Source organism: Streptomyces sp. SDT5-1, from assembly GCF_052245995.1.
Classification (GTDB): Bacteria; Actinomycetota; Actinomycetes; order Streptomycetales; family Streptomycetaceae; genus Streptomyces.
The window spans coordinates 3741584-3768454 of record NZ_CM125963.1; the positions used below are offsets into that span (position 1 = coordinate 3741584).

At 70.7% G+C, this 26871-nt stretch carries 24 protein-coding genes, 1 tRNA gene and 1 riboswitch; of the genes, 8 read left to right on the top strand and 17 right to left on the bottom strand.

The genetic code is table 11. The annotated features are described in order from the left end of the window. Window positions 1-12 precede the first annotated feature (12 nt). Genes ACTWJ8_RS17340 through ACTWJ8_RS17350 form a run of 3 tightly spaced genes read right to left on the bottom strand, consistent with a single transcriptional unit; the run spans window position 13 to window position 2435 of the window. Window positions 13-690 carry an ABC transporter permease gene (locus ACTWJ8_RS17340; RefSeq protein WP_356384420.1) on the bottom strand — a complete coding sequence of 226 codons (678 nt, stop codon included), beginning with the start codon at window positions 688-690 and terminating at the stop codon, window positions 13-15. Window positions 691-693: 3 nt separating this feature from the next. Further along, window positions 694-1344, bottom strand: a complete 651-nt coding sequence (locus ACTWJ8_RS17345) for an ABC transporter permease (protein WP_356384417.1) — start codon at window positions 1342-1344, stop codon at window positions 694-696. Next, window positions 1341-2435 (bottom strand): ABC transporter ATP-binding protein, encoded by a 1095-nt coding sequence (locus ACTWJ8_RS17350; protein WP_443264394.1) that lies wholly within the window; start codon window positions 2433-2435, stop codon window positions 1341-1343. The genes ACTWJ8_RS17345 and ACTWJ8_RS17350 overlap by 4 nt, the downstream gene beginning before the upstream one ends. 192 nt (window positions 2436-2627) lie before the next feature. Between ACTWJ8_RS17350 and ACTWJ8_RS17355 the strand changes: the two genes are divergently transcribed. Together ACTWJ8_RS17355 and ACTWJ8_RS17360 are read left to right on the top strand one after the other, a co-directional pair. Then, window positions 2628-4133 carry an aromatic amino acid ammonia-lyase gene (locus tag ACTWJ8_RS17355; RefSeq protein ID WP_356384411.1) on the top strand — a complete coding sequence of 502 codons (1506 nt, stop codon included), beginning with the start codon at window positions 2628-2630 and terminating at the stop codon, window positions 4131-4133. 47 nt (window positions 4134-4180) lie between these two features. Continuing rightward, window positions 4181-5050, top strand: coding sequence for a MurR/RpiR family transcriptional regulator (locus ACTWJ8_RS17360; RefSeq protein WP_443264395.1), 870 nt, complete (start codon window positions 4181-4183; stop codon window positions 5048-5050). 290 nt (window positions 5051-5340) lie between these two features. Here ACTWJ8_RS17360 and ACTWJ8_RS17365 read toward each other — a convergent pair whose 3' ends face one another. Beyond that, the gene (locus ACTWJ8_RS17365) at window positions 5341-6732 is read right to left on the bottom strand and encodes a cystathionine beta-synthase (RefSeq protein ID WP_356384406.1); all 1392 of its coding nucleotides are present in this window, start codon (window positions 6730-6732) and stop codon (window positions 5341-5343) included. Window positions 6733-6890: 158 nt separating this feature from the next. On the opposite strand from ACTWJ8_RS17365, the gene ACTWJ8_RS17370 reads away from it, so the two are divergent. From ACTWJ8_RS17370 to ACTWJ8_RS17380, 3 genes are all read left to right on the top strand, one after another. Next, window positions 6891-7913 (top strand): SGNH/GDSL hydrolase family protein, encoded by a 1023-nt coding sequence (locus ACTWJ8_RS17370; RefSeq protein ID WP_356384403.1) that lies wholly within the window; start codon window positions 6891-6893, stop codon window positions 7911-7913. 286 nt (window positions 7914-8199) lie between these two features. Further along, window positions 8200-9420 (top strand): acetyl-CoA C-acetyltransferase, encoded by a 1221-nt coding sequence (locus ACTWJ8_RS17375; RefSeq protein ID WP_356384400.1) that lies wholly within the window; start codon window positions 8200-8202, stop codon window positions 9418-9420. A gap of 233 nt (window positions 9421-9653) precedes the next feature. Next, the gene (locus ACTWJ8_RS17380) at window positions 9654-10475 is read left to right on the top strand and encodes a hypothetical protein (protein WP_443264397.1); all 822 of its coding nucleotides are present in this window, start codon (window positions 9654-9656) and stop codon (window positions 10473-10475) included. A 1-nt stretch (window position 10476) separates the two neighbouring features. Here the strand turns inward: ACTWJ8_RS17380 and ACTWJ8_RS17385 are convergent, their stop codons facing one another. Next, the gene (locus ACTWJ8_RS17385) at window positions 10477-10788 is read right to left on the bottom strand and encodes a hypothetical protein (protein WP_356384397.1); all 312 of its coding nucleotides are present in this window, start codon (window positions 10786-10788) and stop codon (window positions 10477-10479) included. 87 nt (window positions 10789-10875) lie between these two features. Here ACTWJ8_RS17385 and ACTWJ8_RS17390 point away from each other — a divergent pair, with 87 nt between their 5' ends. After that, entirely contained in the window at window positions 10876-11106 is a 231-nt protein-coding gene (locus ACTWJ8_RS17390; RefSeq protein ID WP_356384395.1) for a DUF4287 domain-containing protein, read from the top strand. A gap of 91 nt (window positions 11107-11197) precedes the next feature. Here ACTWJ8_RS17390 and ACTWJ8_RS17395 read toward each other — a convergent pair whose 3' ends face one another. The 5 genes from ACTWJ8_RS17395 to ACTWJ8_RS17415 all read right to left on the bottom strand — a co-directional run bounded on the left by ACTWJ8_RS17395 (window position 11198) and on the right by ACTWJ8_RS17415 (window position 15036). Next, a complete protein-coding gene (locus ACTWJ8_RS17395) occupies window positions 11198-12094 on the bottom strand; it encodes a Bax inhibitor-1/YccA family protein (RefSeq protein ID WP_356384392.1) in 897 nt (298 codons plus the stop codon). Between the two features lie 134 nt (window positions 12095-12228). Further along, a complete protein-coding gene (locus ACTWJ8_RS17400; RefSeq protein ID WP_443264399.1) occupies window positions 12229-13404 on the bottom strand; it encodes a 4-hydroxybenzoate 3-monooxygenase in 1176 nt (391 codons plus the stop codon). A 114-nt stretch (window positions 13405-13518) separates the two neighbouring features. Beyond that, the gene (locus ACTWJ8_RS17405) at window positions 13519-14358 is read right to left on the bottom strand and encodes a hypothetical protein (protein WP_356384386.1); all 840 of its coding nucleotides are present in this window, start codon (window positions 14356-14358) and stop codon (window positions 13519-13521) included. Then, entirely contained in the window at window positions 14348-14812 is a 465-nt protein-coding gene (locus ACTWJ8_RS17410) for a hypothetical protein (protein WP_443264401.1), read from the bottom strand. Before ACTWJ8_RS17410 ends, ACTWJ8_RS17405 begins: the two co-directional genes overlap by 11 nt. A gap of 141 nt (window positions 14813-14953) precedes the next feature. Continuing rightward, a tRNA-Leu gene (locus ACTWJ8_RS17415) sits at window positions 14954-15036 on the bottom strand. Window positions 15037-15406: 370 nt separating this feature from the next. Between ACTWJ8_RS17415 and ACTWJ8_RS17420 the strand changes: the two genes are divergently transcribed. After that, window positions 15407-16180, top strand: coding sequence for an ABC transporter ATP-binding protein (locus ACTWJ8_RS17420; RefSeq protein ID WP_356384380.1), 774 nt, complete (start codon window positions 15407-15409; stop codon window positions 16178-16180). Window positions 16181-16241: 61 nt separating this feature from the next. Beyond that, entirely contained in the window at window positions 16242-18773 is a 2532-nt protein-coding gene (locus ACTWJ8_RS17425) for an ABC transporter permease (protein WP_443264403.1), read from the top strand. Between the two features lie 72 nt (window positions 18774-18845). On the opposite strand, the gene ACTWJ8_RS17430 is transcribed toward ACTWJ8_RS17425, so the two are convergent. The 7 genes from ACTWJ8_RS17430 to ACTWJ8_RS17460 all read right to left on the bottom strand — a co-directional run bounded on the left by ACTWJ8_RS17430 (window position 18846) and on the right by ACTWJ8_RS17460 (window position 26687). Further along, window positions 18846-20150: a class I SAM-dependent methyltransferase gene (locus ACTWJ8_RS17430; protein WP_443264405.1), complete on the bottom strand. Its 1305-nt coding sequence runs from the start codon at window positions 20148-20150 to the stop codon at window positions 18846-18848. 211 nt (window positions 20151-20361) lie between these two features. Further along, entirely contained in the window at window positions 20362-21774 is a 1413-nt protein-coding gene (locus ACTWJ8_RS17435; RefSeq protein WP_443264407.1) for an NAD(P)/FAD-dependent oxidoreductase, read from the bottom strand. A gap of 449 nt (window positions 21775-22223) precedes the next feature. Next, on the bottom strand, window positions 22224-23168 hold the full coding sequence (locus tag ACTWJ8_RS17440) for a Ppx/GppA phosphatase family protein (RefSeq protein ID WP_356384369.1): 945 nt from the start codon (window positions 23166-23168) through the stop codon (window positions 22224-22226). 93 nt (window positions 23169-23261) lie between these two features. After that, window positions 23262-23780 carry a DUF501 domain-containing protein gene (locus tag ACTWJ8_RS17445; protein WP_356384366.1) on the bottom strand — a complete coding sequence of 173 codons (519 nt, stop codon included), beginning with the start codon at window positions 23778-23780 and terminating at the stop codon, window positions 23262-23264. Window positions 23781-23806: 26 nt separating this feature from the next. After that, entirely contained in the window at window positions 23807-24298 is a 492-nt protein-coding gene (locus ACTWJ8_RS17450; RefSeq protein ID WP_356384363.1) for an FtsB family cell division protein, read from the bottom strand. Between the two features lie 100 nt (window positions 24299-24398). Beyond that, complete coding sequence (gene eno / locus ACTWJ8_RS17455) at window positions 24399-25679, bottom strand: phosphopyruvate hydratase (protein ID WP_356384360.1); 1281 nt, start codon at window positions 25677-25679, stop codon at window positions 24399-24401. Window positions 25680-25964: 285 nt separating this feature from the next. Continuing rightward, window positions 25965-26687: a transglycosylase family protein gene (locus tag ACTWJ8_RS17460; RefSeq protein WP_356384357.1), complete on the bottom strand. Its 723-nt coding sequence runs from the start codon at window positions 26685-26687 to the stop codon at window positions 25965-25967. 4 nt (window positions 26688-26691) lie between these two features. Then, window positions 26692-26849: riboswitch (cyclic di-AMP (ydaO/yuaA leader) on the bottom strand. Window positions 26850-26871: the final 22 nt, after the last annotated feature.

Here is a 26871-nt window from a genome sequence, read left to right on the forward strand (position 1 = left end):
TCTGGCCTGCTCCTAGGCGGACTTGAGGGTGGAGGGACGGTGACGGAAGAGGAGCCGCTGGAGCCCGGACAGCGCGAGGTCGAGCACGACGGCGACGACCGCAACGAGCACGGCCCCGCCGAGCACCTGCACGAGATCCCGCTGGGCGAGCCCGTCGAAGACGTAGCGGCCGAGCCCGCCGAAGGAGACGTACGCGGCGATGGTGGCGGTCGCGACGACCTGGATCAGCGCGAGCCGGAGCCCGGTCATGATCAGCGGCAGCGCCAGCGGCAGCTCGACCTGGAACAGCACCTGATGGGCCTTCATCCCCTGCCCGCGCGCGGCGTCCCGCACCTCGGGGTCGACGGCGGTCATCCCCGCGTACGTGTTGGTGACGATGGACGGCACGGCGAGGGCGACGAGCGCGATGTAGACGGGCCACATCGAAAGCCCGCTCGCCAGGAACACCAGCACGACGAGCCCGACCGTGGGCAGCGCCCGCCCGAACGACGACAGATTGATGGCGATGAAGGCGCCGCGCCCGGTGTGCCCGATCAGCAGCCCCACCGGCAGGGCGATGGCGGCGGCGACGAGCGTGGCGAGCAGCGAGTACTGGAGGTGCTCGGCGATCCGCGTCGCGATGCCGTCGCTGCCGGACCACTGCTCCCCGCTGACGAGCCAGGACCCGAGATTCTTGAACAGTTCGTACATGCCTCAGGCCCTCCGGGTCCGATTGCGGGTCCACGGGGTGAGCAGCCGCTGCACGCCGACGAGCAGCGCGTCCGCGACGAGCGCGAGCAGCAGGGTCAGCACGACGCCGACGATCACCGGGGTCGGGAAGTTCCGCTGGAACCCGTCCGTGAACAGCTGGCCGAGCCCGCCGTCGCCGATGTACGTCGCCACGGACACGAGCGAGATGGCCATCACGGTGGCGATCCGCACGCCCGCCATGATCACGGGCAGCGCGAGCGGCAGCTCCACGGTGAGCAGCGTCCGCATCGGCCGCGTCCCCATCGCCTTCGCGGCCTCCTTCGTCTTCGCGGGCACGGAGTCGAGCCCCTCGACGGTGTTCCGCAGCAGGACGACGAGCGTGTAGATCGTCAGGCCGATGACGGTGGTGGTGCGGGTGAGCCCGGAGACGGGCAGCAGCAGCACGAACACGGCGATGGACGGAATGGTGAACAGCACGTTCGACATCCCGAGCAGAAACCCGCGCAGCGCCCGCACCCGATGTGCGACGACGGCGAGCGGCAGGGATATCAGCAACCCGAACAGCACGGCGCTGAGGGCGGCTTGGAGGTGGGAGAGGGTGAGGGTGACGAGATCGGATTGATGTTCCCCGATCCAATTCCAGTCGACGTTCATGCGGTGCCGCCCACTTCAAGCCCGGCGGGGGTCGGGCCGGAGCCCCGGGACGTCACGCCCGACTGGGCGGAAAGGTGCGCCTGGCCCGACCGCGCGTGGACGTCGTCCCGCGACGACACCCCCGTGAACACCCCGTCCGCGTCCACCCGGACGACCAGACCCACGGGCGACGCCACGGACTCGTTCAGCGCCGACAACAGCGAGTCCCCGTCGCGGAGCGCCCGCACGGGGGACTCCGCCGAACCGTCCCGCTCGCGCCACGCCACCGGCCGCCGCGCCCCGTCGAGGACCAGCTCCCAGGGGCCGCCGTCCGGCGCGGAGCCCTGCGGCACATCGGCCAACGTTGTCAGCGACAACAGCTTCAGCCCCCGCTCGGCCCCCAGGAAGTCCGCCACGAACTCGTCGGCCGGCCGCGCCAGCAGCTCCTCCGGCGGAGCGCACTGCACGAGGTGCCCGCCCTCCCGGAACACCGCGATCCGGTCCCCGAGCCGCACCGCCTCGTCGATGTCGTGCGTGACGAACACGATGGTCTTGCTCAACTCGGTCTGGAGCCGCAGCAGTTCGTCCTGGAGCTGCGTCCGCACGACGGGGTCGACCGCCCCGAACGGCTCGTCCATCAGCAGCACCGGCGGATCCGCCGCGAGCGCCCGCGCGACGCCCACCCGCTGCTGCTGCCCGCCGGACAGCTGGTGCGGGTACCGCTTGCCCATCTCGGCCGAGAGCCCGACCCGTTCGAGCAGTTCACCGGCCGCGGCCCGCGCCTTCTTGCGCCCCCAGCCCAGCAGCAGCGGCACCGTGGCGACGTTGTCGAGGACCGTGCGGTGCGGGAAGAGCCCCGCCTGCTGGATCACGTAGCCGATGGAGCGCCGCAGCTCGGCGGCGTCCTGCGCGAGGACGTCGCGCCCGCCGACCCGGATCGTGCCGGAGGTGGGCTCGACCATACGATTGATCATCCGGAGGCTGGTCGTCTTGCCGCAGCCCGACGACCCGACGAAGACGGTCACGCCCCCTTCCGGCATGTCGAGCGAGAGATCGTGCACCGCCGTCGTGCCGTTCGGGAACCGCTTGTGGACCGCTTCGAACTGGATCATGGAGCGCCTCTGGAGTCCTCTTGCCCGGCCTGCATACCGTCATGCAGAGTTCTCGGTACGTGAATAACTTGTCAATGCCTCCGCGTGAATCCTCGGTAAATCCCCTTGTCGGGACCGCACTGTGAGACACGGGGAGCCCCTTTTGGGGGCGTCGGCGACCGTTGATCACCCTTCGAGGAGGAACAGTCCGTGATGTCCCAGCAGGACCCGTCGGTCCCCCCGGTCGTCGTGCTCGACGGTCACGGCCTCCCCGTGGCCGACGTCGTCCGCCTCGCCCACGGAACCGCCCGCCCGGTCGCCGGCACCGACGCCATGCGGCGCGTGGAGGACTCCTGGAACGCGGCGCGGGAGATCGCCGCGTGGGGCAGGGTCTACGGCCGCTCCACCGGCGTCGGCGCCAACCGCAGCGAGGACGTCCCCACGGACGCCGCAGCCGACCACGGCCTGCGCCTGCTGCGCAGCCACGCGGGCGCGATCGGCGACGAACTGCCGGAGCGCGAGGTGCGCGCGATGCTCGCGGTCCGGGCGAACCAGCTGCTGGCCGGCGGCGCGGGCCTGCGCCCCACGGTCGTCACGGCCCTGTGCGAGGCCCTGGAGGCGGGCGCGTACCCGGCGGTCAACGAGCACGGCTCGGTCGGCACCGGAGACATCGCCCCGCTGTCCCAGATGGGCCTCGCCCTGGCCGGCGAGCACCCGTGGCGCGGCACGGGCACCCCGCCCAAGCCGCAGCCGCTGGACAACAACGACGCCCTCGCCCTGATCTCCTCCAACGCCCTCACCCTCGGCCAGGCCGCCCTCGCCCTGCACGAGCTGCGCGATCTGCTCGCGGCGACGCACCTCGTGGCCGCCCTGAGCCTGCTCGCCGTCGACGGCTCCTACGAGGCGTACGCGCTGCCGGTGCACGAGTCGCGGCGCCACAAGGGCAGCTTCGACGTGGCGGCCCGGATGCGGGAGATCCTCGGCGCCGACGACCGCCCGACGCCCCCGCTCGGCCGGATCCAGGACCCGTACGGCTTCCGCTGCGTGCCGCAGATCCACGGGCCCGCGCAGGACGCGGCGGACGCCCTGGAGGACGTCCTCACGGTGGAGATCAACGCGGCGGCGGAGAACCCGCTGATCTCGTACACGGACATGGCGGCCTACCACCACGGCGGCTTCTACCTGGCCCAGCTCGCCCTCGCGCTCGACCACTTCCGGCTCGCGATCAGCCAGGTCGCCCGCCTCTCGACGTCCCGGCTCTCCACCCTCAACGAGCCGGCGTTCACCCGCCTGCGCCCGTTCCTCGCGGACGGCGAACCGGCCTCGTCCGGCGTGATGATCCTGGAGTACGCCGCCGGCGGCGCCCTCGCCGACCTGCGCGCCTTCTCGGCGCCCGCCTCGCTCGGCCACGCGGTGCTCTCGCGCGGCGTCGAGGAGCAGGCCAGCTTCGCTTCCCTGGCGGCCCGTCAGACCCTGCGGGTGTGCGCGGCGTTCCGCCAGGTGGTGGGCTGCGAACTGGTCGCGGCGGTGCGGGCGCTGCGGCTGCGCGACCTGCGCCCCGACGCGGATCTTCCGGTGGGCCGGGCCTTCGAGCTGGCGTCGGAGGAGCTGTCGGCGGAGATCGCGGACCGGCCGCTGACGGAGGACGTGGAGCGGGCGGCCCGACTGCTGACACGATTCGTCGGGCCGCAGGGCCCTGGCTCCACCGGGCCGCACTGAATAGAATCATGCACGATTCTGGACCGCTGAATGGACCGGCAGGAGACATGAGCGAGCGCACGGACAGCACATCGGGCGGCACGGCGACGCACAGCCCCGCCGCCCGCCTCCAGACTCTCTTCGAGGGGCACCGCCTCACCCCGACCCAGCGGCGCATCGCGCACTGCATGGTGCGGCGCGCGGGCGACGTGCCGTTCCTGTCGTCCGTGGAGCTGGCCGAGCTCGCCGGGGTGAGCCAGCCGTCCGTGACCCGGTTCGCCGTCGCGCTCGGCTTCGACGGCTACCCGGCGCTGCGCAAGCACCTGCGCGAGACGGCCCCCGCCGAACCGGCGGGCTCGTCGAAGGCGAACGAGTACCAGCAGGCCGTGCAGGCCGAGATCGCCAATCTGCGGCACCTCGCCGAGCTGCTGGCCGACCCGGAGCCGGTCGAGCGGGCGGGCCGGCTACTCGCCGCGTCCCCGACGCTGCCCGTGCTCGGGCTGCGCGCCGCCGCCTCCCAGGCGTTCGGCTTCGCGTACTTCGCGGCGAAGGTCCACCCCGACATGCGCCTGCTCGACGAGGGCGGCAGCATGCTCGCCGACCGCATCGACGCGGCCGTCCGCGCGGGCGCCACGACCCTGCTGTGCTTCGCGCTCCCCCGCCACCCGCGCGAGGTCGTCGACACCCTCGCGTACGCGAAGGAGGCGGGCCTGACGGTCGTCACGGTCGCCGACTCCGCGTTCGCGCCGGTCGCCCGCCACTCCGATCTGCTGCTGCCCGCCGCGGTCGGCACGGGCCTCGCCTTCGACACGGCGTGCGCGCCGATGCTGCTCGGGCGGGTGCTGCTCGAGGCGATGTGCGACGGGCTGCCGCAGGCGCAGGCGCGCCTCGAGGAGTTCGACGTACGGGCCGCGGAGCGCGGCCTCTTCGTGGAGTAACCCTCGTACGGGAGAGGCGAGTTGCGCGGGGACCGCCGCACCCCCGTGAACGGGGGGCGGGACGACGGCGGTCCCCGCGAGGGGCGTGCTCCGGGTCAGGCCGGTGGCGCGCCCTGGGCGTCCTTGGAGGTCCGGGAGCCGCTCCGGAGTTCCTGACGCCGCTCGCTGCCGGGTGAGGCGGGGAGCCGCTCCCGCCCCCTTCCGACATCCACCAATGTGCCGGACCCGTGTTAAGCCGGTGCTGCGCGCACGTGTCGCGCTCGTACCGTTTTCGCGAACCGGCGGATCCGCTACTTCGTGCCGGTCCTCGCGAGGAACGACAGCAGGTCCTGACGGCTCACCACACCCGTCGGCCGCCCGTCGACCAGCACGATCGCCGCGTCGGCCGCACCCAGCACGTTCATCAGGTCCGCGACCGGCTCGCCGGAGCCGACCTGCGGCAGCGGCGCCGACATGTGCTTCTCCAACGGGTCGTTCAGGGAAGCCCGTTGGGTGAACAGCGCGTCGAGCAGCTCACGCTCCACCACCGACCCGATGACCTCGGCGGCCATCACGTCCGGGTGCCCCGCACCCGGCTTCACGATCGGCATCTGCGACACCCCGTACTCGCGCAGTACGTCGATGGCCTCGCCGACCGTCTCCTCCGGGTGCATGTGGACCAGCGAGGGCAGCGCGCCGCCCTCCTTGTCCTTGAGCACGTCGCCGACGCGCGCGCTCGGACCGGCGTCCTCCAGGAAGCCGTAGTCCGCCATCCAGTCGTCGTTGAAGATCTTCGACAGGTAGCCGCGGCCGCTGTCCGGCAGCAGCACGACCACGATGTCGTCGGGGCCGAGCCGCTCCGCGACGCGCAGCGCCGCCATCACCGCCATGCCGCAGGAGCCGCCGACGAGCAGCCCCTCCTCCTTGGCGAGACGCCGCGTCATCTGGAACGAGTCCTTGTCGGAGACCGCGACGATCTCGTCCGCGATCTCCCGGTCGTAGGCGCTCGGCCAGAAGTCCTCGCCGACACCCTCGACGAGATACGGCCGCCCCGAGCCGCCCGAGTACACCGAGCCCTCCGGGTCGGCGCCGATGACCTTGACCCGCCCGTCGCTCGCGTCCTTCAGATAGCGCCCTGTGCCCGAGATGGTGCCGCCGGTGCCGACGCCCGCGACGAAGTGGGTGATCCGCCCGTCGGTCTGCTCCCACAGCTCGGGGCCGGTCGAGTGGTAGTGCGACTCGGGGTTGTGCGGGTTGCTGTACTGGTCCGGCTTCCAGGCGCCGGGCGTCTCACGGACGAGGCGGTCCGAGACGTTGTAGTACGAGTCCGGGTGCTCGGGATCCACCGCCGTCGGGCAGACCACCACCTCGGCGCCGTACGCCCGCAGCACATTGATCTTGTCCGTGGAGACCTTGTCCGGGCAGACGAAGATGCACTTGTAGCCCTTCTGCTGGGCCACCATGGCGAGGCCGACGCCGGTGTTGCCGCTGGTGGGCTCGACGATGGTGCCGCCGGGCTTCAGCTCACCGCTCTTCTCGGCCGCCTCGATCATGCGCAGCGCGATGCGGTCCTTCACGCTGCCGCCGGGGTTGAAGTACTCGACCTTGGCCAGGACGGTCGCCCGCAGCCCCTTGGTCACTTGGTTGAGCCTCACCAGCGGGGTGTTGCCGACGAGGTCGATCATCGAATCGTGGATGCGCACCGTGGTCTCCGGGTTCTCCTCCGTAATGGTGTCGCCAGGGTAAGGCGCACACCGCCGACCTTGTCCCTTCATCCGGCGTTGCGATTGGCCGACAGGGATAACGGGGCAAGGAGTTCATGTAGCCGTAAATGAGTCGCAGAGGCAGGTGGCCGCGGAACATGTCGAGCAGGGCGAGGGTGGCACGGCGGATCGCAGCGGGCGCGGCGTACGGCGGCGGCGGGATCGGGCTGCTCGGCGCGGCGACCGTGGGCGTGCTGCTCGCGGAGGTGCAGATGGCCCGCCGTCAGGTCGGCAACCACGGGCCCGACCCGGTGCGGGTGCCGACGGCGGACGGTGTGTACGGGCGCCGGATGTACGGGCCGCGGGACGGGGAACCGCTGCGCTTCCTGATGCTCGGCGACTCGACGGCCGCCGGGCAGGGCGTGCACCGGGCGGGACAGACGCCGGGCGCGCTGCTGGCGTCCGGGCTCGCGGCGGTGGCGGAGCGGACGGTGGAGCTGCGCAATGTGGCGCTGCCGGGGGCACGCTCGGACGACCTGGACCGGCAGGTGCCGCTGGGGCTCGCCGATCCCCAGTGGCAGCCCGACGTCTGCGTGATCATGATCGGCGCGAACGACGTCACGCACCGGATGCCGGCCACGAAGTCCGTACGTCACCTGTCCGCGGCCGTCCGCCGACTGCGCACGGCGGGCGCGGAGGTGGTGGTCGGCACGTGCCCCGATCTGGGCTCGGTCGAGCCGGTGCAGCAGCCGCTGCGCTGGCTGGCCCGGCGTGCGTCGCGGCAGCTCGCGGCGGCACAGACCATCGGGACGGTCGAGCAGGGCGGGCGGACGGTGTCGCTGGGCGACCTCCTCGGCCCCGAGTTCGCGGCGAACCCCCGCGAACTCTTCGGCCCCGACAACTACCACCCCTCGGTGGAGGGCTACGCCACGGCGGCCATGGCGGTGCTCCCCACGCTGTGCGCCGCGCTCGGCCTCTGGCCGGAGGAGGAGCGCCCCGACGTCTCCCGTGCGGAGGGCTTCCTGCCGGTGGCCCACGCGGCGGCGAAGGCCGCGCAGGAGGGCGGCACGGAGGTCGCCGCCGCGATGCCGACCGGTCCCCGGGGACCGTGGGCCCTCCTCAAGCGGCGCCGCCGCCGCCGGGTCACGACGGAGGAACCGGTCTCCCCCTCCACCGCCTGACCGTCCCTACGCCACGGGGCTCCGCCCCGGACCCCGCGCCTCAATCGCCGGCGGGGCTTGAATGCGCCAATTCGAGCCCCTGCGGCGATTGAGCAGCGGGGTCCGGGGCAGAGCCCCGCGACGTGAGGGCGGGTGGGCGCGTCAACAAAAACCGGTCAACCCCGTGGAACGCTGAGCAAGCGCTTAGTAAAGTGCGGTGGGGGTCACACCCCTGGACCGGTGACCCGGGCTGTACGTGCGGGTAACTTCCCTCACGGTCAGCCGTAACGAAACCCTTGGAGCCGTGATGCCCGAAGCAGTGATCGTCTCAGCCGCCCGCTCCCCCATCGGCCGCGCCTTCAAGGGCTCGCTGAAGGACCTGCGCCCCGACGACCTGACCGCAACGATCATCCAGGCCGCCCTCGCCAAGGTCCCCGAGCTCGACCCGCGCGACATCGACGACCTGATGCTCGGCTGCGGCCTCCCCGGCGGCGAGCAGGGCAACAACCTCGGCCGCATCGTCGCGGTGCAGATGGGCATGGACCACCTCCCGGGCTGCACCATCACCCGGTACTGCTCCAGCTCGCTCCAGACGACCCGCATGGCGCTGCACGCCATCAAGGCCGGCGAGGGCGACGTCTTCATCTCGGCCGGCGTCGAGATGGTGTCCCGCTTCGCGAAGGGCAACTCCGACTCGCTGCCCGACACCCACAACCCGTTCTTCGCCGAGGCCGAGGCCCGCACCGCCGAGGTCGCGACCCAGGAGAACACCACCTGGCACGACCCCCGCGAGGACGGCCTGGTCCCGGACGCGTACATCGCGATGGGCCAGACCGCCGAGAACCTGGCCCGCCTGAAGGGCATCACCCGCGAGGACATGGACGCCTTCGGCGTGCGCTCGCAGAACCGCGCCGAGGAAGCCATCAAGAACGGCTTCTGGGAGCGCGAGATCACCCCGGTGACGACCCCCGACGGCACCGTCGTGTCGAAGGACGACGGCCCCCGCGCCGGCGTCACCCTCGAGGGCGTCTCGGGCCTCAAGCCCGTCTTCCGCCCCGACGGCCTGGTCACGGCCGGCAACTGCTGCCCGCTGAACGACGGCGCCGCCGCCCTCGTGATCATGTCGGACACCAAGGCCCGCGAGCTCGGCCTGACCCCGCTCGCCCGCGTCGTCTCCACCGGCGTCTCCGGCCTGTCCCCCGAGATCATGGGCCTCGGCCCGGTCGAGGCCAGCAAGCAGGCGCTGAAGCGCGCCGGTCTCGGCGTGAACGACATCGACCTGGTCGAGATCAACGAGGCGTTCGCCGCGCAGGTCATCCCCTCGTACCGCGACCTGGGCATCGACGAGGACCGGCTGAACGTGAACGGTGGCGCCATCGCCGTCGGCCACCCCTTCGGCATGACCGGCGCCCGGATCACCGGCACGCTGATCAACTCGCTCCAGTTCCACGACAAGCAGTTCGGTCTGGAGACGATGTGTGTGGGCGGTGGACAGGGCATGGCGATGGTCATCGAGCGCCTGAGCTGACCCTCCCGGACCCCGGCGGTCTATCCGTTCGTGATCCAATCTCCCCCAGGATGTGACGTGCATCTCGGGGGAGATTCGTTTTCGCAGGTCAACCCCGTTCCCACCCCATATCGGGGCTAAACACCCGCCAAAAGACCTGTCCGTTTCGTGACGTAATGCACTGACAGCTGGTTCGTCCAGGCTTCAAGCTGATGTAGGAAGTCGGGGGTCGACTTGAAACCGGGAGTACGTCAGTGAGCGCCATGCCCGCCACCATCAGTGTCCTTGTGCTCGCTACGGCCGCTGCCACGGCCGTCGGCGCCGTCACCCTGCATCACGTCAGGGGACTGCGCCGACAGGTGTCGGAGCTGCGGGACGAGCTGAGCAGGGGCCGCGCCGATCAGGCGCTTCCCGCCGTTCCCGCCGCCCGCACCACGCCGGACGCGGAGGCGATACGCAATGCCGTCGCCGACGCCCTCGCCGAGGAGCGGGAGCGCGAGCTGGCGGAGGCCCGCGCGTTCTGGGCCGCCCAGGAGGCACGCGACAGCTCGGAGCTGCCGCCGTTCCTGGCCGGCGGAGCGCTGGGCGACGACATGTTCCTGCCGCGGCAGGCGGACCTCGTCGGACTCGAGCCGTTCGCCGATCCGGCGCTCGAGCCGGAGGACGAGCTCGCCGGCACCGCCGTCGACGAGGTCGAGGAGTCGCCCGAGCTGGCGGCGGCCCGCCGTCGGCACCCCTCGCACCCGGACTTCGTGCCGGTGCAGTCGCCCGTCGTGGGCGACCACGAGCGCACGGTGCAGTGCCTTGAGGAGCTGGCGCAGACCCGGACCGCCCTCGCGGACGTCCGGCCAGGACCGCTCGGCACGCTCGACGTGTACGTGTTCGCCGACGGCACGACGCTCTGCATGACCCCGGGCCACCGGGAGACGGCGGAGCAGCTGGCCTCCGCGCTGCGGGACGGCGAGACCCCGGTGCTGCTGGGCGGCTCGGGCGTCTCCGGCGCGTACGCCCTGACGTTCGAGTGCGCGAAGGACAACGTCTACATACTGGCCGACCGCGTCATAGCCTCGGCCTGAGCTAGACCCCGGCCTGCTTCATGGCCGCCTCCACCAGATCCACCGCCGCCGCGAGATCCTCCTCGTCCCTCAGCGACACCGAGAGGTCGCGGCCGGCCACCGTCACCTGATCCGCCGCCGCGAACATCCCGGCGTCGGGCATCTCCCGGACGGCCCCGTCGGGGTCGTCCAGCTTCTGGGCCCGAGCCGAGAGCTCCCTGGCCAGCGCCAGCGCCTCCGCTGCGGCCCCCCGCTGCAATCTGCTCTGCGGCGCGGCCCTGAGCCGGTCGGCGAACTGATCCACTGCGGCGGTCAACGGCGTCGTATCAAGCACGCGCCGACTGTAGCTGTTTACAAGGCCCCGGCGCTCAGGCACGGTGAGGTGAAGACCCGGCCACATCGAAGCGTTCCGGAGGCGCCGATGTCCCAAGTCTTCTCCGAGGAGACCCACCGCAATCTGCTGGCTCGAATCCCCCACTGCACCGGTCGTGAGCTCTCCGACTGGATGCGCACCGTCGAAGAAGGCCCCTGCTTCCTTCGCTTCGAAGAGAAGGTCAGTTGGCTGCGTGGCGAGCACGACCTCGCGTACGGCCACGCGAAGGCGATCATCCACGAGTACGACCTGAGGCGCGCCGCACGGCGTTTCGGTTAGCGCCCCGCTCCCCTTCACCCCCTCACCTCACGGCAAAGGGCCCGCACACCTTCCGGTGCGCGGGCCCTTGACGTCGTCGGCGTCGCTACGCCTAGTCGTTGCCCTGAAGGATCGCGATGAGCCGCAGGAACTCCATGTAGATCCAGACGAGCGTCATGGTCAGGCCGAACGCGGCCAGCCACGCCTCTTCCTTCGGCGCGCCGTAGGCGATGCCGTCCTCGACCTGCTTGAAGTCGAGGGCCAGGAAGCAGGCACCGAGCAGGATGCCGATGATGCCGAACAGGATGCCGAGGCCACCGCTACGGAAGCCCAGGCCGTCGCCGCCGCCGAAGACGGCGAACAGCAGGTTGACGCCCATCAGCAGCACGAAGCCCATCGCCGCGGCCATCACGAAGCCGTAGAAGCGACGGTTGACGCGGATCCAGCCCGCCTTGTACGCGACGAGGACCGCCGTGAAGACGGCCATCGTGCCGAGCACGGCCTGCATGGCCGCACCGCTGGCGATGTAGTTGTCGACGATGCTGGAGAGCACGCCGAGGAAGACGCCTTCCAGGGCGGCGTACGCCAGGATGATCGCCGGGGAGGCCTTGCGCTTGAAGGCCTGGACGAAGCCCAGGATCATCGCGACGAGGCCGGCGCCGATGGCGATGCCGTACGACTTGCCGAGGTTCGCCTCGTCGATCGGCAGCAGCGCCCAGGAGAGCGCCGCCGTGACGATCAGCAGACCGAGCGTCGTGGCGGTCCGCATGATGACGTCGTCCATCGTCATGCGGCCGGTCGTGGCGGGCGCCTGCGGAGCCCCGTACTGGACGTCCTGCTGTGCGTAGGGATTCTGCGCGTACGGGTTGCCGGCGGGGGCCTGGGCGTACGGATTGCCTTGCGCCGTGCCGACAGCGGGGCCCCCGGCCTGCGGCTGCGCGTTGAACTGCGCGTAGCCGTTGTCGCGGCTGAACCCCCGTCGCGAGAAGACCGGGTTGCTGCTCCTCATTTCACTCCTCCATGGCCACCGTGTATGGCCTTGCCATCAAGAGTAATGGCTTGGCAAAGATCCGACCCTAGTGCTCAAGGAGGATCTTTCCCATCCTGTTACGAGGAACGGGCCGGGGAGCCGCGTTGTTCCGCTCACAGAGCGAAACCGGTGTACGCCTCCGCCAGATCGGTCTCGGCCGCCTTCGACGTGGTCACGCGGTCCAGCTGGGCCAGCTGGATCTTGTCGTCGAAGGCCGTGGCCTCGGGTGCGCGGTGCAGCATGGTCGTCATCGCGTACGAGAACCGCTCGGCCTGCCAGACGCGCCGCAGGCAGTCCCGGGAGTAGCTGTCGAGCAGCGCCGCGTCGCCCTTCTCCGTGTACGTGACGAGGGCGCGGGCGAAGGTGACGACGTCGCCGACGGCGAGGTTGAGGCCCTTGGCGCCGGTCGGCGGGACGATGTGCGCCGCGTCCCCCGCGAGGAAGAGGCGGCCGTGCCGCATGGGCTCGTGGACGTAGGACCGCATGGGGGTGACGGACTTCGACGTGATGGGGCCGCGCTCCAGGCGCCAGGTGGGGTCGTCGACCTCCAGGCGGCGGTCCAGCTCGGCCCAGATCTCCTCGTCGGACCAGCTGTCGGCGTCGGTGCCGGCCGGGACCTGGAGGTAGGCGCGGGTGACGTGCGGGGAGCGCATCGACATGAGGGCGAAGCCGCGGTCGGAGCGGTTGTAGATCAGCTCGTCGTGGGAGGGCGCCACGTCGGCGAGGATGCCGAGCCACGCGTACGGGTAGGTGCGCTCGTACGTCCGCGTCAGCTCCTCGGGGACGGCCTTGCGGGCGACGCCCCAGAATCCGTCGCAGCCGACGACGTAGTCGCAGTCGAGGGTCTGCTCGCGGCCCTCGTGCCGGAACCGGATGCTCGGGCTTTCGCTGTCGGCGCCGTCCACCGCCAGCGCCTCCGCCTCGAACAACAGCGGCCCGCCGTCGGCCAGTTGCGCCGCGATGAGGTCCTTGCAGACCTCGGTCTGCGCGTACACCATGACCTGCTTCCCGCCGGTCAGGGCCGGGAAGTCGACGCGGTGGCGGCGGCGGTCGAAGCGCAGCTCGATGCCGTCGTGCGGGAGGCCCTCGCGGTCCATGCGATCACCGACGCCGGAAGCGCGCAGCACGTCCACGGTGCCCTGCTCCAGGATTCCGGCGCGCTGGCGCTGCTCCACGTAGGCGCGGTCGCGGCTCTCCAGGACGACGGACTCGATGCCGGCGTTGTGCAGAAGCCTTGCCAGGAGGAGTCCGGCAGGGCCCGCTCCGATGATGCCGACGGTGGTGCGCATACGGGATCCCTCTCGCGTCTTTGCGTTGGTTCGCCTGTGGTGCCACTCTGTTCGCCTGGCGAACTTTCGTTCACCAAGCTCTGCCCCGGATCCTCGCCCCCTCGAACCCCCCTGTCAATGGCTCCGCACCCCCGGCCTCAACTCCACCCGCACACTCGCGTCGTCCTGAACCACGTAGACGGGGTCCCGGTCGCGGTCCCAGTCCAGGGGGAGCAGGTAGTAGTACTGGTCCCGCTCGACCAGGAGGCGCAGGCCCTCGTAGCGGTACCGGTAGTAGGCACCCGCGCCCAGGTCCCGGGCGCCGGGACCCGGTGGCGCGATCGACAGGCGATGGACGCTGAGCACCACCACGGAGGGGCGCCGCACGACCGTCGCCGCCGCCTCCTCGGCGTCCCGGTGCCCCATCTGCCCCGCGACCAGGGCGACGACCCAGACCAGGAAGAGCCCCGCCGCCAGCAGCGACACCGCCCGCTCCCGCCCGGAACGCCGCGGCGCAGCGGGCGCCTGCCCGAGCAGCAGGCCCGCCGCGATCAGCAGCGGCGCCAGCCACCCGTACGGCTGGATCCACCGCCACAGCAGCAGGAGCAGCGCGCCCACGGCGACCGGCACCAGATGCGCGCGGGCCGTGGCGGCGGCCGCGTCGCGCACCCGCTCGACGTGCCGGTCCGGCAGCCGGAGGGCGGCCAGCAGCCCCGGCAGGGCGGGGGCGAGCAGGACGAAGGTGAGCACTTCGAGGACCGGGAGGGTGGCCAGTCGCAGGCTGCGCAGCACCAACTCGAAGGTGGTGAAGCCGAGGGCGAAGGGGCTGAGCCGGAAGTAGCCGTAGTACGCGCTGGTGTAGATGTAGCCCGCGTAGAGCATGAGCCCGGCCGCGAACGACCCCGCTCCGACGATCGAGTTGACGAGGTCGAGACGGATGCCTCGGGGCGGCGGCCGCCCGTCGTCAGTTGTCACTGGTCTCGGGGGACGGCTCCGGCGGGGTGGTGGTCGGGCCCGGAGGGTCCGGCTCGGGGTCGGGGCCGCCGGACGGCACGCAGTACGGGCCGTCGGAGTACGAGTCCGGGGTGTCAGAACAGGGGGTGGGTGCCACCGTCGCGCCGTCGCTCGGTGTGACGCCGTTGCCGGGACCACCGTGCGGCCCCGTGTCCTTGGGCGGCGCCTGCACCGAGGGAACGCCCGGATCACCGCCCCCCGCACCGTCGTCGCCCGGCCCCGCCACCTCGTCGCTCGGCACCGCGCCGCTCACCGAGGCGCCCGTCGCGACGCCTCCCGTGTCCCCCACCTCGCCGCCGGTCGGCGCCTCCGGGCCGCCACCGCCGCCCGCACACCCCGCGAGGCCGATGACCGCGCAGGCGACCGCGCCCACCACGCCGTACCGGATCGAAGCCCGCTTCTTCATGACGCGCATGACGCACTCCCCCGTGCCCCCGTGGACCCTCGTCAGCAGGGTCCCACCGGGCGTGGGAGAGGGAGCCGCGACGGCGCCAACACCCTCAAAAATGAGGGGCGTTGGAGGCGCGCGGCACAGAGCGGAGAGGAAGTTCGAAGGTGCCCGGAACCGGACTTGAACCGGTACGCCCGCTAGGGGCAGCGAGGTTTAAGCTCGCCGTGTCTGCATTCCACCATCCGGGCAGGTTGTGGGGCTCCGAGCCTATCCGCCGGCGTCCCCCGATCAGCGGAGGTCCGTCCCCACGTTGTCTTATTTTATTGACGTCTGAGGGTGCATCAGCACACGGACGACCCCATCAGCACCTGCCGGGAGCCCTGCCACCCACGGGGACGGGTTCCCGGGGAATGACGGAATTTCACCTCCCCGGACGACCCCGCGCCGGACCAGCGCTTCTCAGGGGTCCGGGTCATCCCCAGGTATGACTCGCCCTCCCCCGGTCCCTCCGAAGTCGCCCCTCGGAACGAGAGCTGCGGCTGACGGCCCGCGCCCGATCCGCCCCGACGATGGAAGGGTCCCCGAAAGCAGCACCTCAGACCGACAGGAGCACCTCCCGTGACCACCACCCCGCTCGCGGGCCGCGCCACCACGACGGCCGCCGCCCGCGCCACGGATCTGTCCAAGATCTACGGACAGGGCGAGACCCGGGTGGTCGCGCTCGACCAGGTCTCCGTCGACTTCCGGCAGGCCGAGTTCACCGCGATCATGGGCCCTTCGGGCTCCGGCAAGTCGACGCTGATGCACTGCGTCGCGGGCCTCGACACGTTCTCCTCCGGCTCCGTGCGGATCGGCGACACCGAGCTGGGCTCCCTCAAGGACAAGCAGCTCACGAAGCTCCGCCGCGACAAGATCGGCTTCATCTTCCAGGCGTTCAACCTGCTGCCGACGCTGACCGCCCTGGAGAACATCACGCTCCCCATGGACATCGCGGGCCGCAAGGCCGACAAGCAGTGGCTGGAGAACGTGATCCAGATGGTGGGCCTCTCCGGGCGGCTCGGGCACCGGCCCGCGCAGCTCTCCGGCGGCCAGCAGCAGCGCGTCGCCGTGGCCCGCGCCCTCGCCTCCAAGCCCGAGATCATCTTCGGTGACGAGCCGACCGGAAACCTGGACTCGCGGTCCGGCGCCGAGGTCCTGGGCTTCCTGCGCAACTCCGTGCGCGAGCTGGGCCAGACCGTCGTCATGGTCACGCACGACCCCGTCGCCGCCGCGTACGCGGACCGCGTGGTGTTCCTGGCGGACGGCCGGATCGTGGACGACATGGCCGATCCGACGTCGGAGTCGGTCCTGGACCGGATGAAGCGGTTCGACGCCAAGGGACGGACCAGCTGAGCGTCCGCCCCGCCCACGCATCGGCCCGCATCGGCCCCACCCACCAGGACTGAGTAGACCCATGTTCCGAACCGCCCTGCGCAACGTGCTCGCGCACAAGGCACGTCTGCTGATGACCGTGCTCGCCGTCATGCTCGGCGTCGCCTTCGTCACCGGCACCCTCGTCTTCACCAACACCATCTCCGGCGCCATGGAGAAGTCCTCCGCGAAGGGCTTCAGCCATGTCGACGTCGCCGTCACCGCGCAGCGCGCGGAGGACAAGGGCAACACCGTCGGCAAGGAGGCCAGGCTCACCGACGCCACCCTGAAGGCCGCCCGTGACACCCAGGGCGCGGGCTCCGCGTACGGCGTGGTCAGCGGGTACGCCGCGGTCGCCGACCAGAAGGGCAAGCTCGTCGGCGACGGCTTCTCCACCAAGGGCGGCAACTACTGGGGCACGGACGACGCCCGGTACCCGCTGAAGCAGGGCAAGGCCCCGCACGGCAAGGACCAGGTCGCGCTCGACGCGAAGACCGCAGAGCGCGCCGGCTACAAGGTCGGCGACCAGGTGCGGATGTCCGTCGACGGGCCCGTGCTCACCCCGACCCTGACCGGCATCTTCACCACCGACGACGGGAACGTCTCGGCGGGCGGCTCGCTCGCCCTGTTCGACACCCCGACCGCGCAAGCGCTCTTCCACAAGCCGGGCGCGTACGACGAGATCGACGTGACGGCCGCGGCCGGGACGAGCCAGGAGCAGCTGAAGTCCGCGCTCGACAAGACGCTCCCGTCCGGGCAGACCGAGACCACGACCGCGCAGCAGCTCGCCGACGACCAGGCCGAGCAGATCTCGTCGTCGATGAGCTCCATGAAGACGATGCTGCTGGTCTTCGCGGGGATCGCGCTGTTCGTCGGCATCTTCATCATCGCGAACACCTTCACCATGCTCGTCGCCCAGCGCACCAAGGAGCTGGCGCTGATGCGGGCCGTCGGCGCCTCCCGCAGGCAGGTCACGCGGTCCGTGCTCCTCGAGGCGTTCGTCGTGGGCGCGGTCGCCGCGGTGGCAGGGCTCGCCGTCGGCATCGGCATCGGCGCGGGCATGCGGGCGCTCATGGGCACGACGGGCGCGATCATCCCGGACGGGCCGCTGGTCGTCTCCCCCGGCACGGTCGTCGCCGCGCTGGTCGTCGGCATCCTGATCACGATGCTGGCCGCCTGGCTGCCGGGCCGCCGCGCCGCGAAGATCCCGCCGGTCGCCGCGATGAACGCGGTGCACGCCGCGCCCACCGCCAAGTCCCTGGTGCTCCGCAACACGCTGGGCGCCCTGGTCTCCGCCGCCGGTGTCGCGGCCGTGCTCTACGCCACCACCATGAGCGGCGACAGCGGCCAGGCCCCGATGGGCGCGGGCGCCGCGCTCCTCGTCATCGGCGTCTTCATCCTCACGCCGCTGCTGTCCCGGCCGCTGATCGCGCTCGCCGCGCCGGTCCTGCGCGCCTTCGGCATCTCCGGCAAGCTGGCCCGCCTGAACTCGGTGCGCAACCCGCGCCGCACCGCCGCCACCGCGTCGGCGCTGATGATCGGCCTGACGCTGATCACCGGCCTCACCGTGATCGCGGGCAGCGTGCAGTCGGCGATCAACAAGATGGCGGCCGACTCCGTGAAGGCGGACTACGTCGTCGCCATGGCGAACGGCAACCAGCTCTCCCCCGACGTCGTGAAGACCCTCGAGAAGGCGCCCGGCGTCACGGCCGTCAGCGGTCTGACCAACTCGCCGGCCCGCGTCGACGGCGGCACCGAGTTCCTCACCGGCGTCAACGGGAAGACGATCAACCAGCTCGCCGAGCTGCCCCTGGACAGCGGGAAGTTCGACGTCGGCGGCGACCGCGTCGTGGTCGACGACAAGACCGCGAAGGACCACGGCTGGTCCACCGGCTCGACCTTCACCACGCACTACGAGGACGACAGGCCGCAGAAGCTGACCGTCGCGGGCGTCTACGAGGCCAACGAGATGATGCGCGGCATCATGATCGACACCCCGACGCTCGCCCCTCACCTCAGCGCGGACTCCGGCGACATGCAGGTCATGGTGAAGACGTCCGGCGGCGCGTCCGACGCCACGAAGGACAAGCTCACCAAGGCGCTCGGCGAGAACCCGGCGATCCAGGTCCAGGACAAGCAGGACATCACCAACCAGGTCGCGCAGATCTTCACGCTGATGCTGAACATGCTCTACGGCCTGCTCGCCATGGCGGTGATCGTCGCCGTGCTCGGTGTCATCAACACCCTGGCCATGTCGGTCTTCGAGCGTCAGCAGGAGATCGGGATGCTCCGCGCGATCGGCATCGACCGCAAGGGCATCAAGCGGATGGTCCGCCTGGAGTCCCTGGTGATCTCGCTGTTCGGCGGCGTGCTCGGCATCGGCCTCGGCGTGTTCTTCGGCTGGGCGGCAGGGCAGCTGATCGGCAACTCGATGTCGACGTACGAGCTGATCCTGCCGTGGGGCCGGATGGGGATCTTCCTGGCGCTCGCCGCGGTCGTCGGCATCCTCGCGGCGCTGTGGCCGGCCCGCAGGGCGGCCCGCCTGAACATGCTGGACTCGATCAAGGCCGAGTAGCTCCTGGCCGTACGACATCGGGGCGCACCCGCCATCGCGGGTGCGCCCCGACGCGCGTACGGGACGAGCGCGCTAGTCGTTCCAGGTGCGGGCCCGCAGCGGCATGGCCGACACCCCGCTCTCCGGCGTCTTCACCGCGAGGACCTGGTTGACCCCGATGCGGTTGCGCTCGAAGCTCAGCGCGGACGCCGCCATGTAGAGCCGCCACACGCGGGCCCGGCCGGGGCTGACCAGCTTGAGGGCCTGCGGCCAGGCCGCCTCCAGGTTCCGCACCCATTGGCGCAGGGTGAGCGCGTAGTGCTCGCGGATCGCCTCGACGTCCCGCACCTCGAACCCGGCGCGCTCCAGGAGGCCGACGGTGGTGCCGACGGGCGCCAGCTCCCCGTCGGGGAAGACGTAGGCATCGATGAACTCGTCGACCTCGTACGCCGCCTCGTCCCGCTGCGGCCGCCGCGCGATCTGGTGGTTCAGGAGCCGCGCGCCGGGCTTGAGGAGGGCGTACAGATCGGCGGCGTACTCCAGGTACCGCTCGGCGCCGACGTGCTCGGCCATGCCGATGGACGAGATCGCGTCGTACGGGCCGTCGCGCACGTCGCGGTAGTCCTGCACGCGGATCTCGACGCGGTCCGTGAGGCCCTCGTCGGCGACCCGCTTCCTGGCGTACGCGGCCTGCTCCTGGGAGAGCGTGACGCCGACGACGCTCACGCCGTGCTCACGGGCCGCGTGGATGGCCATGGAGCCCCAGCCGCAGCCCACGTCGAGCAGCCGCATCCCGGGCTTGAGGTCCAGCTTGCGGGAGATCAACTCCAGCTTGTCCCGCTGGGCCGATTCGAGGCCGGCCTCGGGCGACTCCCAGTAGGCGCACGAGTAGACCATCGAGGGGCCGAGGACCAGCTCGTAGAAGTCGTTGCCGACGTCGTAGTGGTGGCTGATGGCCTGCTTGTCGCTGCCCTTGGTGTGCAGGTGGAGACGGCCACCCCTGCGCATCTCCTCGGGCGGCGGGGCGGGCGGCAGGGCGGGTCCCGCGAGCTTCACCAGCTCCTTGGCCGCCGAGCGCACCTTCGGGTCCTTGAGGGCCTGCCGCAGGCTCCGCGGCTCCTCGTCGGGGTCCCGCTCCCAGATGAGCCCGGCCATCCGGTCGAGCGCCTCGTACAGGTCGCCTTCGACGTCCAGGTCCCCGGCGACCCAGGCGCGGGCGAGTCCCAACTCTCCGGGCTTCCAGAGCAGTCGGCGCAGCGCCCGGCGGTGCCGCACGACGAGTACCGGGGCGTCCGGGGGGCCGGCCTCCGAGCCGTCCCAGGCGCGCAGGCGCACGGGGAGTTCGACGCCGAACAACTGCTCGGCGAGATTCTTCAGCCGCTGTGCGGCGTTCTGCATGGCGCACACCTCCGTGACGAGACGAATTCTCGGAAATCCCGGAACGGTCCAACAGCAGGTAAACACCGACAGGCCGCCTGCGCAGTCCCGTTACCGAGTCACGGAACGGCAAAATACCTGTAGATGCCATCTACATCGGGGTGCGAACGCCGAAGGGGCCGCCCGCACCACGGATGGCGAGCGGCCCCTTCGGGGTGGAACTATGCGCAGGTCAGGAGGCCTTGGCCTTCTCCTCGACCTTCTCGTCCTTCTTCTCCTCCGCCTTCGGCGCCTCGGCCGCGGGCTTCGGAGCCGGCTTGGCGGCCTCGTAGAACTCCTCGCGCGGAGTCTCCAGGGCGCCGAGCGCGGTGATGTCGCGCTTCTGGAACATGTTGATCGTCCACTCGGCGATCACACGGACCTTGCGGTTCCAGGTCGGCATGGCCAGACCGTGGTAGCCGCGGTGCATGTACCAGGCGAGACGGCCCTTGAGCTTGATCTTCATCTTGCCCATGACGATCATCGCGACGCCCTTGTGCAGGCCGAGACCGGCCACCGCACCCTTGTTGGCGTGCTTGTAGTCCGCCTGCGGGAAGCCCCGCATGCCGGACACCACGTTGTCGCCGAGGACCTTGGCCTGGCGCATGGCGTGCTGGGCGTTCGGCGGGCACCAGGCGTTCGGGTTGCCGTTCGCGCGGCCGACGAGGTCCGGGACCTGGGCGTTGTCGCCCGCGGCCCAGATGTAGTCCGTTCCGGCGACCTGGAGGTCGGCGCCGACGTCGACGTGACCACGCGGGCCGAGCGGCAGACCGAAGCGGGACAGGGCCGGGTTCGGCTTGACGCCCGCGGTCCACACGATGGTGTTGGAGTCGACCTCGAGGCCGTTGCTGAGGACGACGTGGCCGTCGACGCAGGACGGCATCGTGGTGCCGAGGTAGACCTCGATACCGCGGGACTCCAGGTGCTTCTTGCCGTACAGACCCAGGTCGGGACCGACCTCGGGCAGCACCTTGTCGGCGGCGTCGACGAGCACGAAGCGCATGTCCTCGCGCTTCACGTTCTTGTAGAACTTGGCCGCGTCGCGCGCCAGGTCCTCGACCTCACCGATGGTCTCGGCACCCGCGAAGCCACCGCCGACGAAGACGAAGGTGAGCGCCTTGCGGCGGATCTCCTCGTCCGTGGTCGACTCGGCCTTGTCGAGCTGCTCGAGGACGTGGTTGCGCAGACCGACGGCCTCCTCGACACCCTTCATACCGATACCGGCCTCGGCGAGGCCCGGCGTCGGGAAGGTGCGGGAGACCGCGCCGAGCGCGATCACCAGGTAGTCGAAGGGAACCTCGTACGCCTCGCCGACGATCGGCGCGACGGAGGCGACCTTGCGGTCCTGGTCGATGGAGGTGACGCGGCCGGTGAGGATCTCGGCGCCCGGCACAGCGCGTCGCATGGGGACGACGACGTTGCGCGGCGAGATGCTGCCGGCGGCGGTCTCGGGGAGGAAGGGCTGGTACGTCATGTACGAGCGCGGGTCGACGACCGTGACGGTCGCTTCGCCGTAGCGCATCTTCTTGAGGATGCGCCGCGCCGCGTACAGGCCTACGTACCCACCCCCGACAATGAGGATCCTGGGACGCTCCGTGGTGCTCATGCCATCGAGTATCCACCCGACTGGCGGGGGGTGCTCGTGCGCCCCTTCACAAGCTTGTGGGGGGCCTCTGCTACACTGCGCCGCCCACGTGACCCATGTCATGGCGCCGCAGGGGAACCACCGCCCCGCCCCAGACGTTGCACACCCCTCTTGAGCAGCCACAGTGGGCATTCGGCCGCACTGGACCACTCCCGTCCGCAACCGGCCCGCAACACTGCGGAAACCTCCCCAGCACCGCGTTGCGGGACCCTCACACCCCCTCGAACGGACTCGAGAGCGCGTAACAGCCTCCAAGTGGGCCGATTTCCTTGTGAAGAAGTTCACGAACTTTCCCGACAGCGTGTCGTGGCGGGGTGTCGAGAGCGCTCAGAAGAGCGCTCAGACGCCGTGCGGGACGCTCAGGAGAGACGGTCCAGGGGGTGGTTCACGGGGCGGTTCAGGGGGACGGTTCAGGCGAGGGACCAGGCGATGCCGTCGAGGATGTCGTGCTCGCTCACGACCACCTCACCGGCACCGATCCGCTCCATGATCAGACGCAGCACGAGCGCGCCGGAGGCGATCACATCCACCCGGCCCGGGTGGATGACCGACTTCAGCGCGCGCTGGTCGTGCGTGGACGCCAGCAGCCAGTCGGTCAGCTCCGCGACCTTCTCGTACGGGATCCGGGAGTGGTGGATCGCCGCCGAGTCGTACTCGCTCAGGCCCAGCGCGAGCGCGGACACCGTGGTGACCGAACCGGCCAGGCCCACCAGGGTGCGGGCCTCGGCCAGCGGCACGGTCTCTTCGACCAGGTCGAGGGCCGCGCCGACGTCCTCGCGGATCGCCTCGATCTGCGCCGGGGACGGCGGGTCGGCCACCGTGCCGTCCTCCGCGACGAGGTGACGCTCCGTCATCCGTACGCAGCCGATGTCCACGGAGCGGGCCCCGCGCACGGTGTCGTCGCCGACGACGAACTCCGTGGAGCCGCCGCCGATGTCGACGACCAGGTACGGCTTGTCGAGGTCGGCGCGGCCGGTCAGTTCCTTCGTCGCACCCGTGAAGGAGAACGTGGCCTCCTGGTCGCCCGTGATGACCTCCGGCTCGACGCCCAGGATGTCCAGGACGCCGCGCACGAAGTCGTCGCGGTTCTCGGCGTCGCGGGAGGCGGACGTCGCCACGAAACGGAGCTTCTCGGCGCCGTGCTTCTTGATGATCTCGGCGTACTCGCGGCAGGCCGCGAACGTCCGGTCCAGCGCCTCAGGGGCGAGGCGCCCCGTCTTGTCGACGCCCTGCCCGAGCCGGACGATCGTCATCCGCCGATCCAGATCGACGAGCTCACCGGTGTCCGGATCCGCGTCCGCGACAAGAAGGCGAATGCTGTTGGTACCGCAATCGATGGCGGCTACCCGCGTCATGACGGTGATCTCCTGCTGGTCGTCGTGGTGGTACTACGGGAAGTCGCCCCCGCCCCGCCGGCGATCGAGGCGGGCCGTCTGGCATGGGAAAGGTCAGTCGGTCGGTGTGACGCAGGCGCCCTTGCGCCACCACTCCGGGAGCATCGCGATCGCCTCGTCGCCGAGAGGGTTCACACCGGGGCCCGCGGCCAGGGAGTGGGCCACGAGGACGTGCAGGCACTTCACACGGTCGGGCATGCCACCGGCGCTCGGAAAGCCCTCCAGGACCTCGATGGCGTCGCGGCGCGCGATGTAGTCCTCGTGCGCGGCACGGTACTGACGAGCCAGCTCCGGGTCCTCCTTGAGCCGCTCCGTCATCTCCTTCATCACGCCGTTCGCCTCGAGCGTGCCGATCGCCGACGCCGCCCGCGGACACGTCAGGTAGTACGTCGTCGGGAAGGGCGTGCCGTCCTCCAGACGCGGCGCCGTCTCGACCACGTCCGGGTTGCCGCAGGGGCAGCGGTGCGCGATGGCGCGCAGGCCGCGCGGCGGGCGGCCCAGCTGCTCCTTGAACGCGTGGATGTCGGCGTCCGTGGGCGCGGTGGGCTCGGTCTGCGGCGGGGGGGTTTCCATCGCTCGGGTGTTTCCTTCGGTCTTCGTCAGTTGTCCGCCTGGTCGGCCTTGTCGACGCCGTCCCAGACGTTGGAGTACCAGGGGCGGTCCTCGGTCTCCTGCTGCGCGCGGTCGCGCTCGACGGTCCGCGCGTCGGGCACCACGTACCCGGTCTCGCCCGGCATCACCATGTGCAGGCGCTCGCGGATGCGCTGCTCGGCGTACGCGTCGTCCTGCCAGCGCGCCTTCTCGTCGCGCAGCCGGTCGACGCGCTGCTTGGCCTCCTGCTGCTGGCGCTGGAGGTCCTCGATCTCGCCGCGCTGGGAGACGTACTGCCTTATGGGGTAGGCCAGGGCGACCACCAGCGTGCACAGGACGAGGGCGAGGAGCGCCGCGCGTCCCGTGAGGCGGGAGCGGCGGGCCTGCCGCTTGTTCTGCGAGCGGTAGACGCGCTCCGCGGTCTGTTCGCCCAGGATCCGCAGGCGGGTGGCCGTGGAGAAGCGATCTCTGGAGTCCCTGTCTCGGACCTTTCCGGGCATCGCCTGCTCCCGCCTCCCCGTCGCCGCTCACGTACGTACGTCCCCGCACACGGTACGGGACCGAGTGCGGGGACGTACGGAACTACAGCCTCAGTGAGGCTCAGCCCTTGAAGCGGGGGAACGCCGAGCGACCGGCGTAGACCGCCGCGTCGTCGAGGATCTCCTCGATGCGCAGGAGCTGGTTGTACTTGGCGACGCGCTCGGAGCGGGCCGGGGCGCCGGTCTTGATCTGGCCGCAGTTCGTGGCGACGGCCAGGTCGGCGATGGTGACGTCCTCGGTCTCGCCGGAGCGGTGGGACATCATGCACTTGAAGCCGTTGCGCTGGGCCAGCTCCACGGCGTCCAGGGTCTCGGTCAGCGAACCGATCTGGTTCACCTTCACGAGCAGGGCGTTCGCCGAGTTCTCCTCGATGCCGCGGGCCAGGCGCTCAGGGTTGGTGACGAACAGGTCGTCGCCGACGAGCTGCACCTTGTCGCCGAGCTTCTCGGTGATGACGTTCCAGCCGGCCCAGTCGTCCTCGAACAGCGGGTCCTCGATGGAGACGAGCGGGTAGGCCGCCACGAGCTCCTCGTAGTACTCCGTCATCTCGGCGGCGGAGCGCTCCTTGCCCTCGAACTGGTACTTGCCGTCCTTGTAGAACTCGGAGGCGGCGACGTCGAGGGCGAGGGCGATCTGCTGGCCGGGAACGTAGCCGGCCTCCTTGATGGCCTCGAGGATCAGGTCGAGGGCCTCACGGTTCGAGCCGAGGTTCGGGGCGAAGCCGCCCTCGTCGCCGAGGCCGGTGGCCAGGCCCTTGCTCTTCAGGACCTTCTTCAGCGTGTGGTAGACCTCGGCGCCCCAGCGCAGGGCCTCGGAGAAGGACTCCGCGCCGATCGGGGCGATCATGAACTCCTGGATGTCGACGTTGGAGTCCGCGTGGGATCCGCCGTTCAGGATGTTCATCATCGGGACCGGCAGCAGGTGCGCGTTCGGACCGCCGAGGTAGCGGAAGAGCGGCAGGTCGCTGGCCTCGGAGGCGGCGTGGGCGACGGCGAGCGAGACACCGAGGATGGCGTTGGCGCCGAGCGAGCCCTTGTTGTCGGTCGCGTCCAGGTCGAACATGGCCTGGTCGATCAGGCGCTGCTCGGTGGCGTCGTAGCCGACGAGCTCCGGGCCGATCTGCTCGATGACGGCGAGGACGGCCTTCTCGACGCCCTTGCCCTGGTAACGGTTCGGGTCACCGTCGCGGAGTTCGATGGCCTCGAAGGCGCCGGTGGAGGCGCCGGACGGAACGGCAGCACGGCCGGTGCTGCCGTCGTCGAGGCCGACCTCGACCTCGACCGTGGGATTGCCTCGGGAGTCCAGGATTTCCCGGGCTACGACGACGTCGATGGACGGCACGAGCATCTCCTTCTGGGATGTGACGGGCGGTGCGGGCGGCTGCATGGATCCGTGGTCCCGCACCCCTGAGCGTAACCGGCTCGCGGGCATCGGCCATCCGAACGCCCGTCTCGTGGACAACGCCGATAGCGAAATGTTTCTTAACGGAACAAAAACAGCGACCTCCGGCCCGGCTGAGCGGGACGGAGGTCGCCGGAGTGAGCGGCCCGTGGGGACGGGGAGGGCGGCCGGGCTCGGCGTCCGCCGATGCCGAGTCCGTGCCTGCGGTCCTTCCGGACCTGACGCTTAGCTGAGGTGCAGCTGCTGACCCGGGTAGATCAGGTTGGCGTCCTTGACGATGTCGTTGTTCTTCTCGAACAGCTTCTGCCAGGTCGTGCCGTGCGCCTCGGCGATCTTGCTGAGGGTGTCGCCGGACTTGACCTTGTACTCGCCGTCGCCCTTCTCGACCTTGTTGCCGGTCGGGGTGGTGACGGTGTCCTGCTTCGGAGCGGCCTGCTGCTTGGGGGCCTCCTGCTTCGGGGCCTGCTGCTGCGGCTGCTGACGCTGCTCGGAGCGGTCCGCGCGCTGCTGGGTCTCCTGCTTCGGGGCCTCCTGCTGCTGCGAGGAGGACGAGTCGGCGGAGGCGCCGTCGTACGAGGCGGAGGACAGGCCGGTGCCGCAGTTCGGCCAGGCGCCCTTGCCCTGGGAGGCGAGAACCTTCTCGCCGATGGCTATCTGCTGCGCCTTGGAGGCCTTGTCGGCGGTGGACGCGTACTGGTCGCCGCCGTAGGCGGACCAGGTGGAGGCGGAGAACTGCAGGCCGCCGTAGAAACCGTTGCCGGTGTTGATCGACCAGTTGCCACCGGACTCGCACTGCGCGACCTGGTCCCACTCGGACGAGGTGGCGGCGGAGGCGGACGTGGCGCCCATCAGCGGCACGGCGACCGCGGCGGCGGCGACACCGCCGAGCGTGGCGACGCGGACGGCCTTGGACGGGCGGCGGTGCTTGTTCTTGCCGGAAAACAGCATGGAGGTATCCCCTCACCGACGCCTGCGAGGTGAGCTGTCGGGTTCGGGCCAGTGAGTGCCCGGCAGCGGCATCCTTGTGCGCTGCTTCACCCCAAGCCCGTCCGGTCTCCCGGAAGGGCGCTTACCTGGGTCCCCCGCTCCTGCCTACGGCGCTGACGCGTCGACTGTTCCCGTACGGACGCTG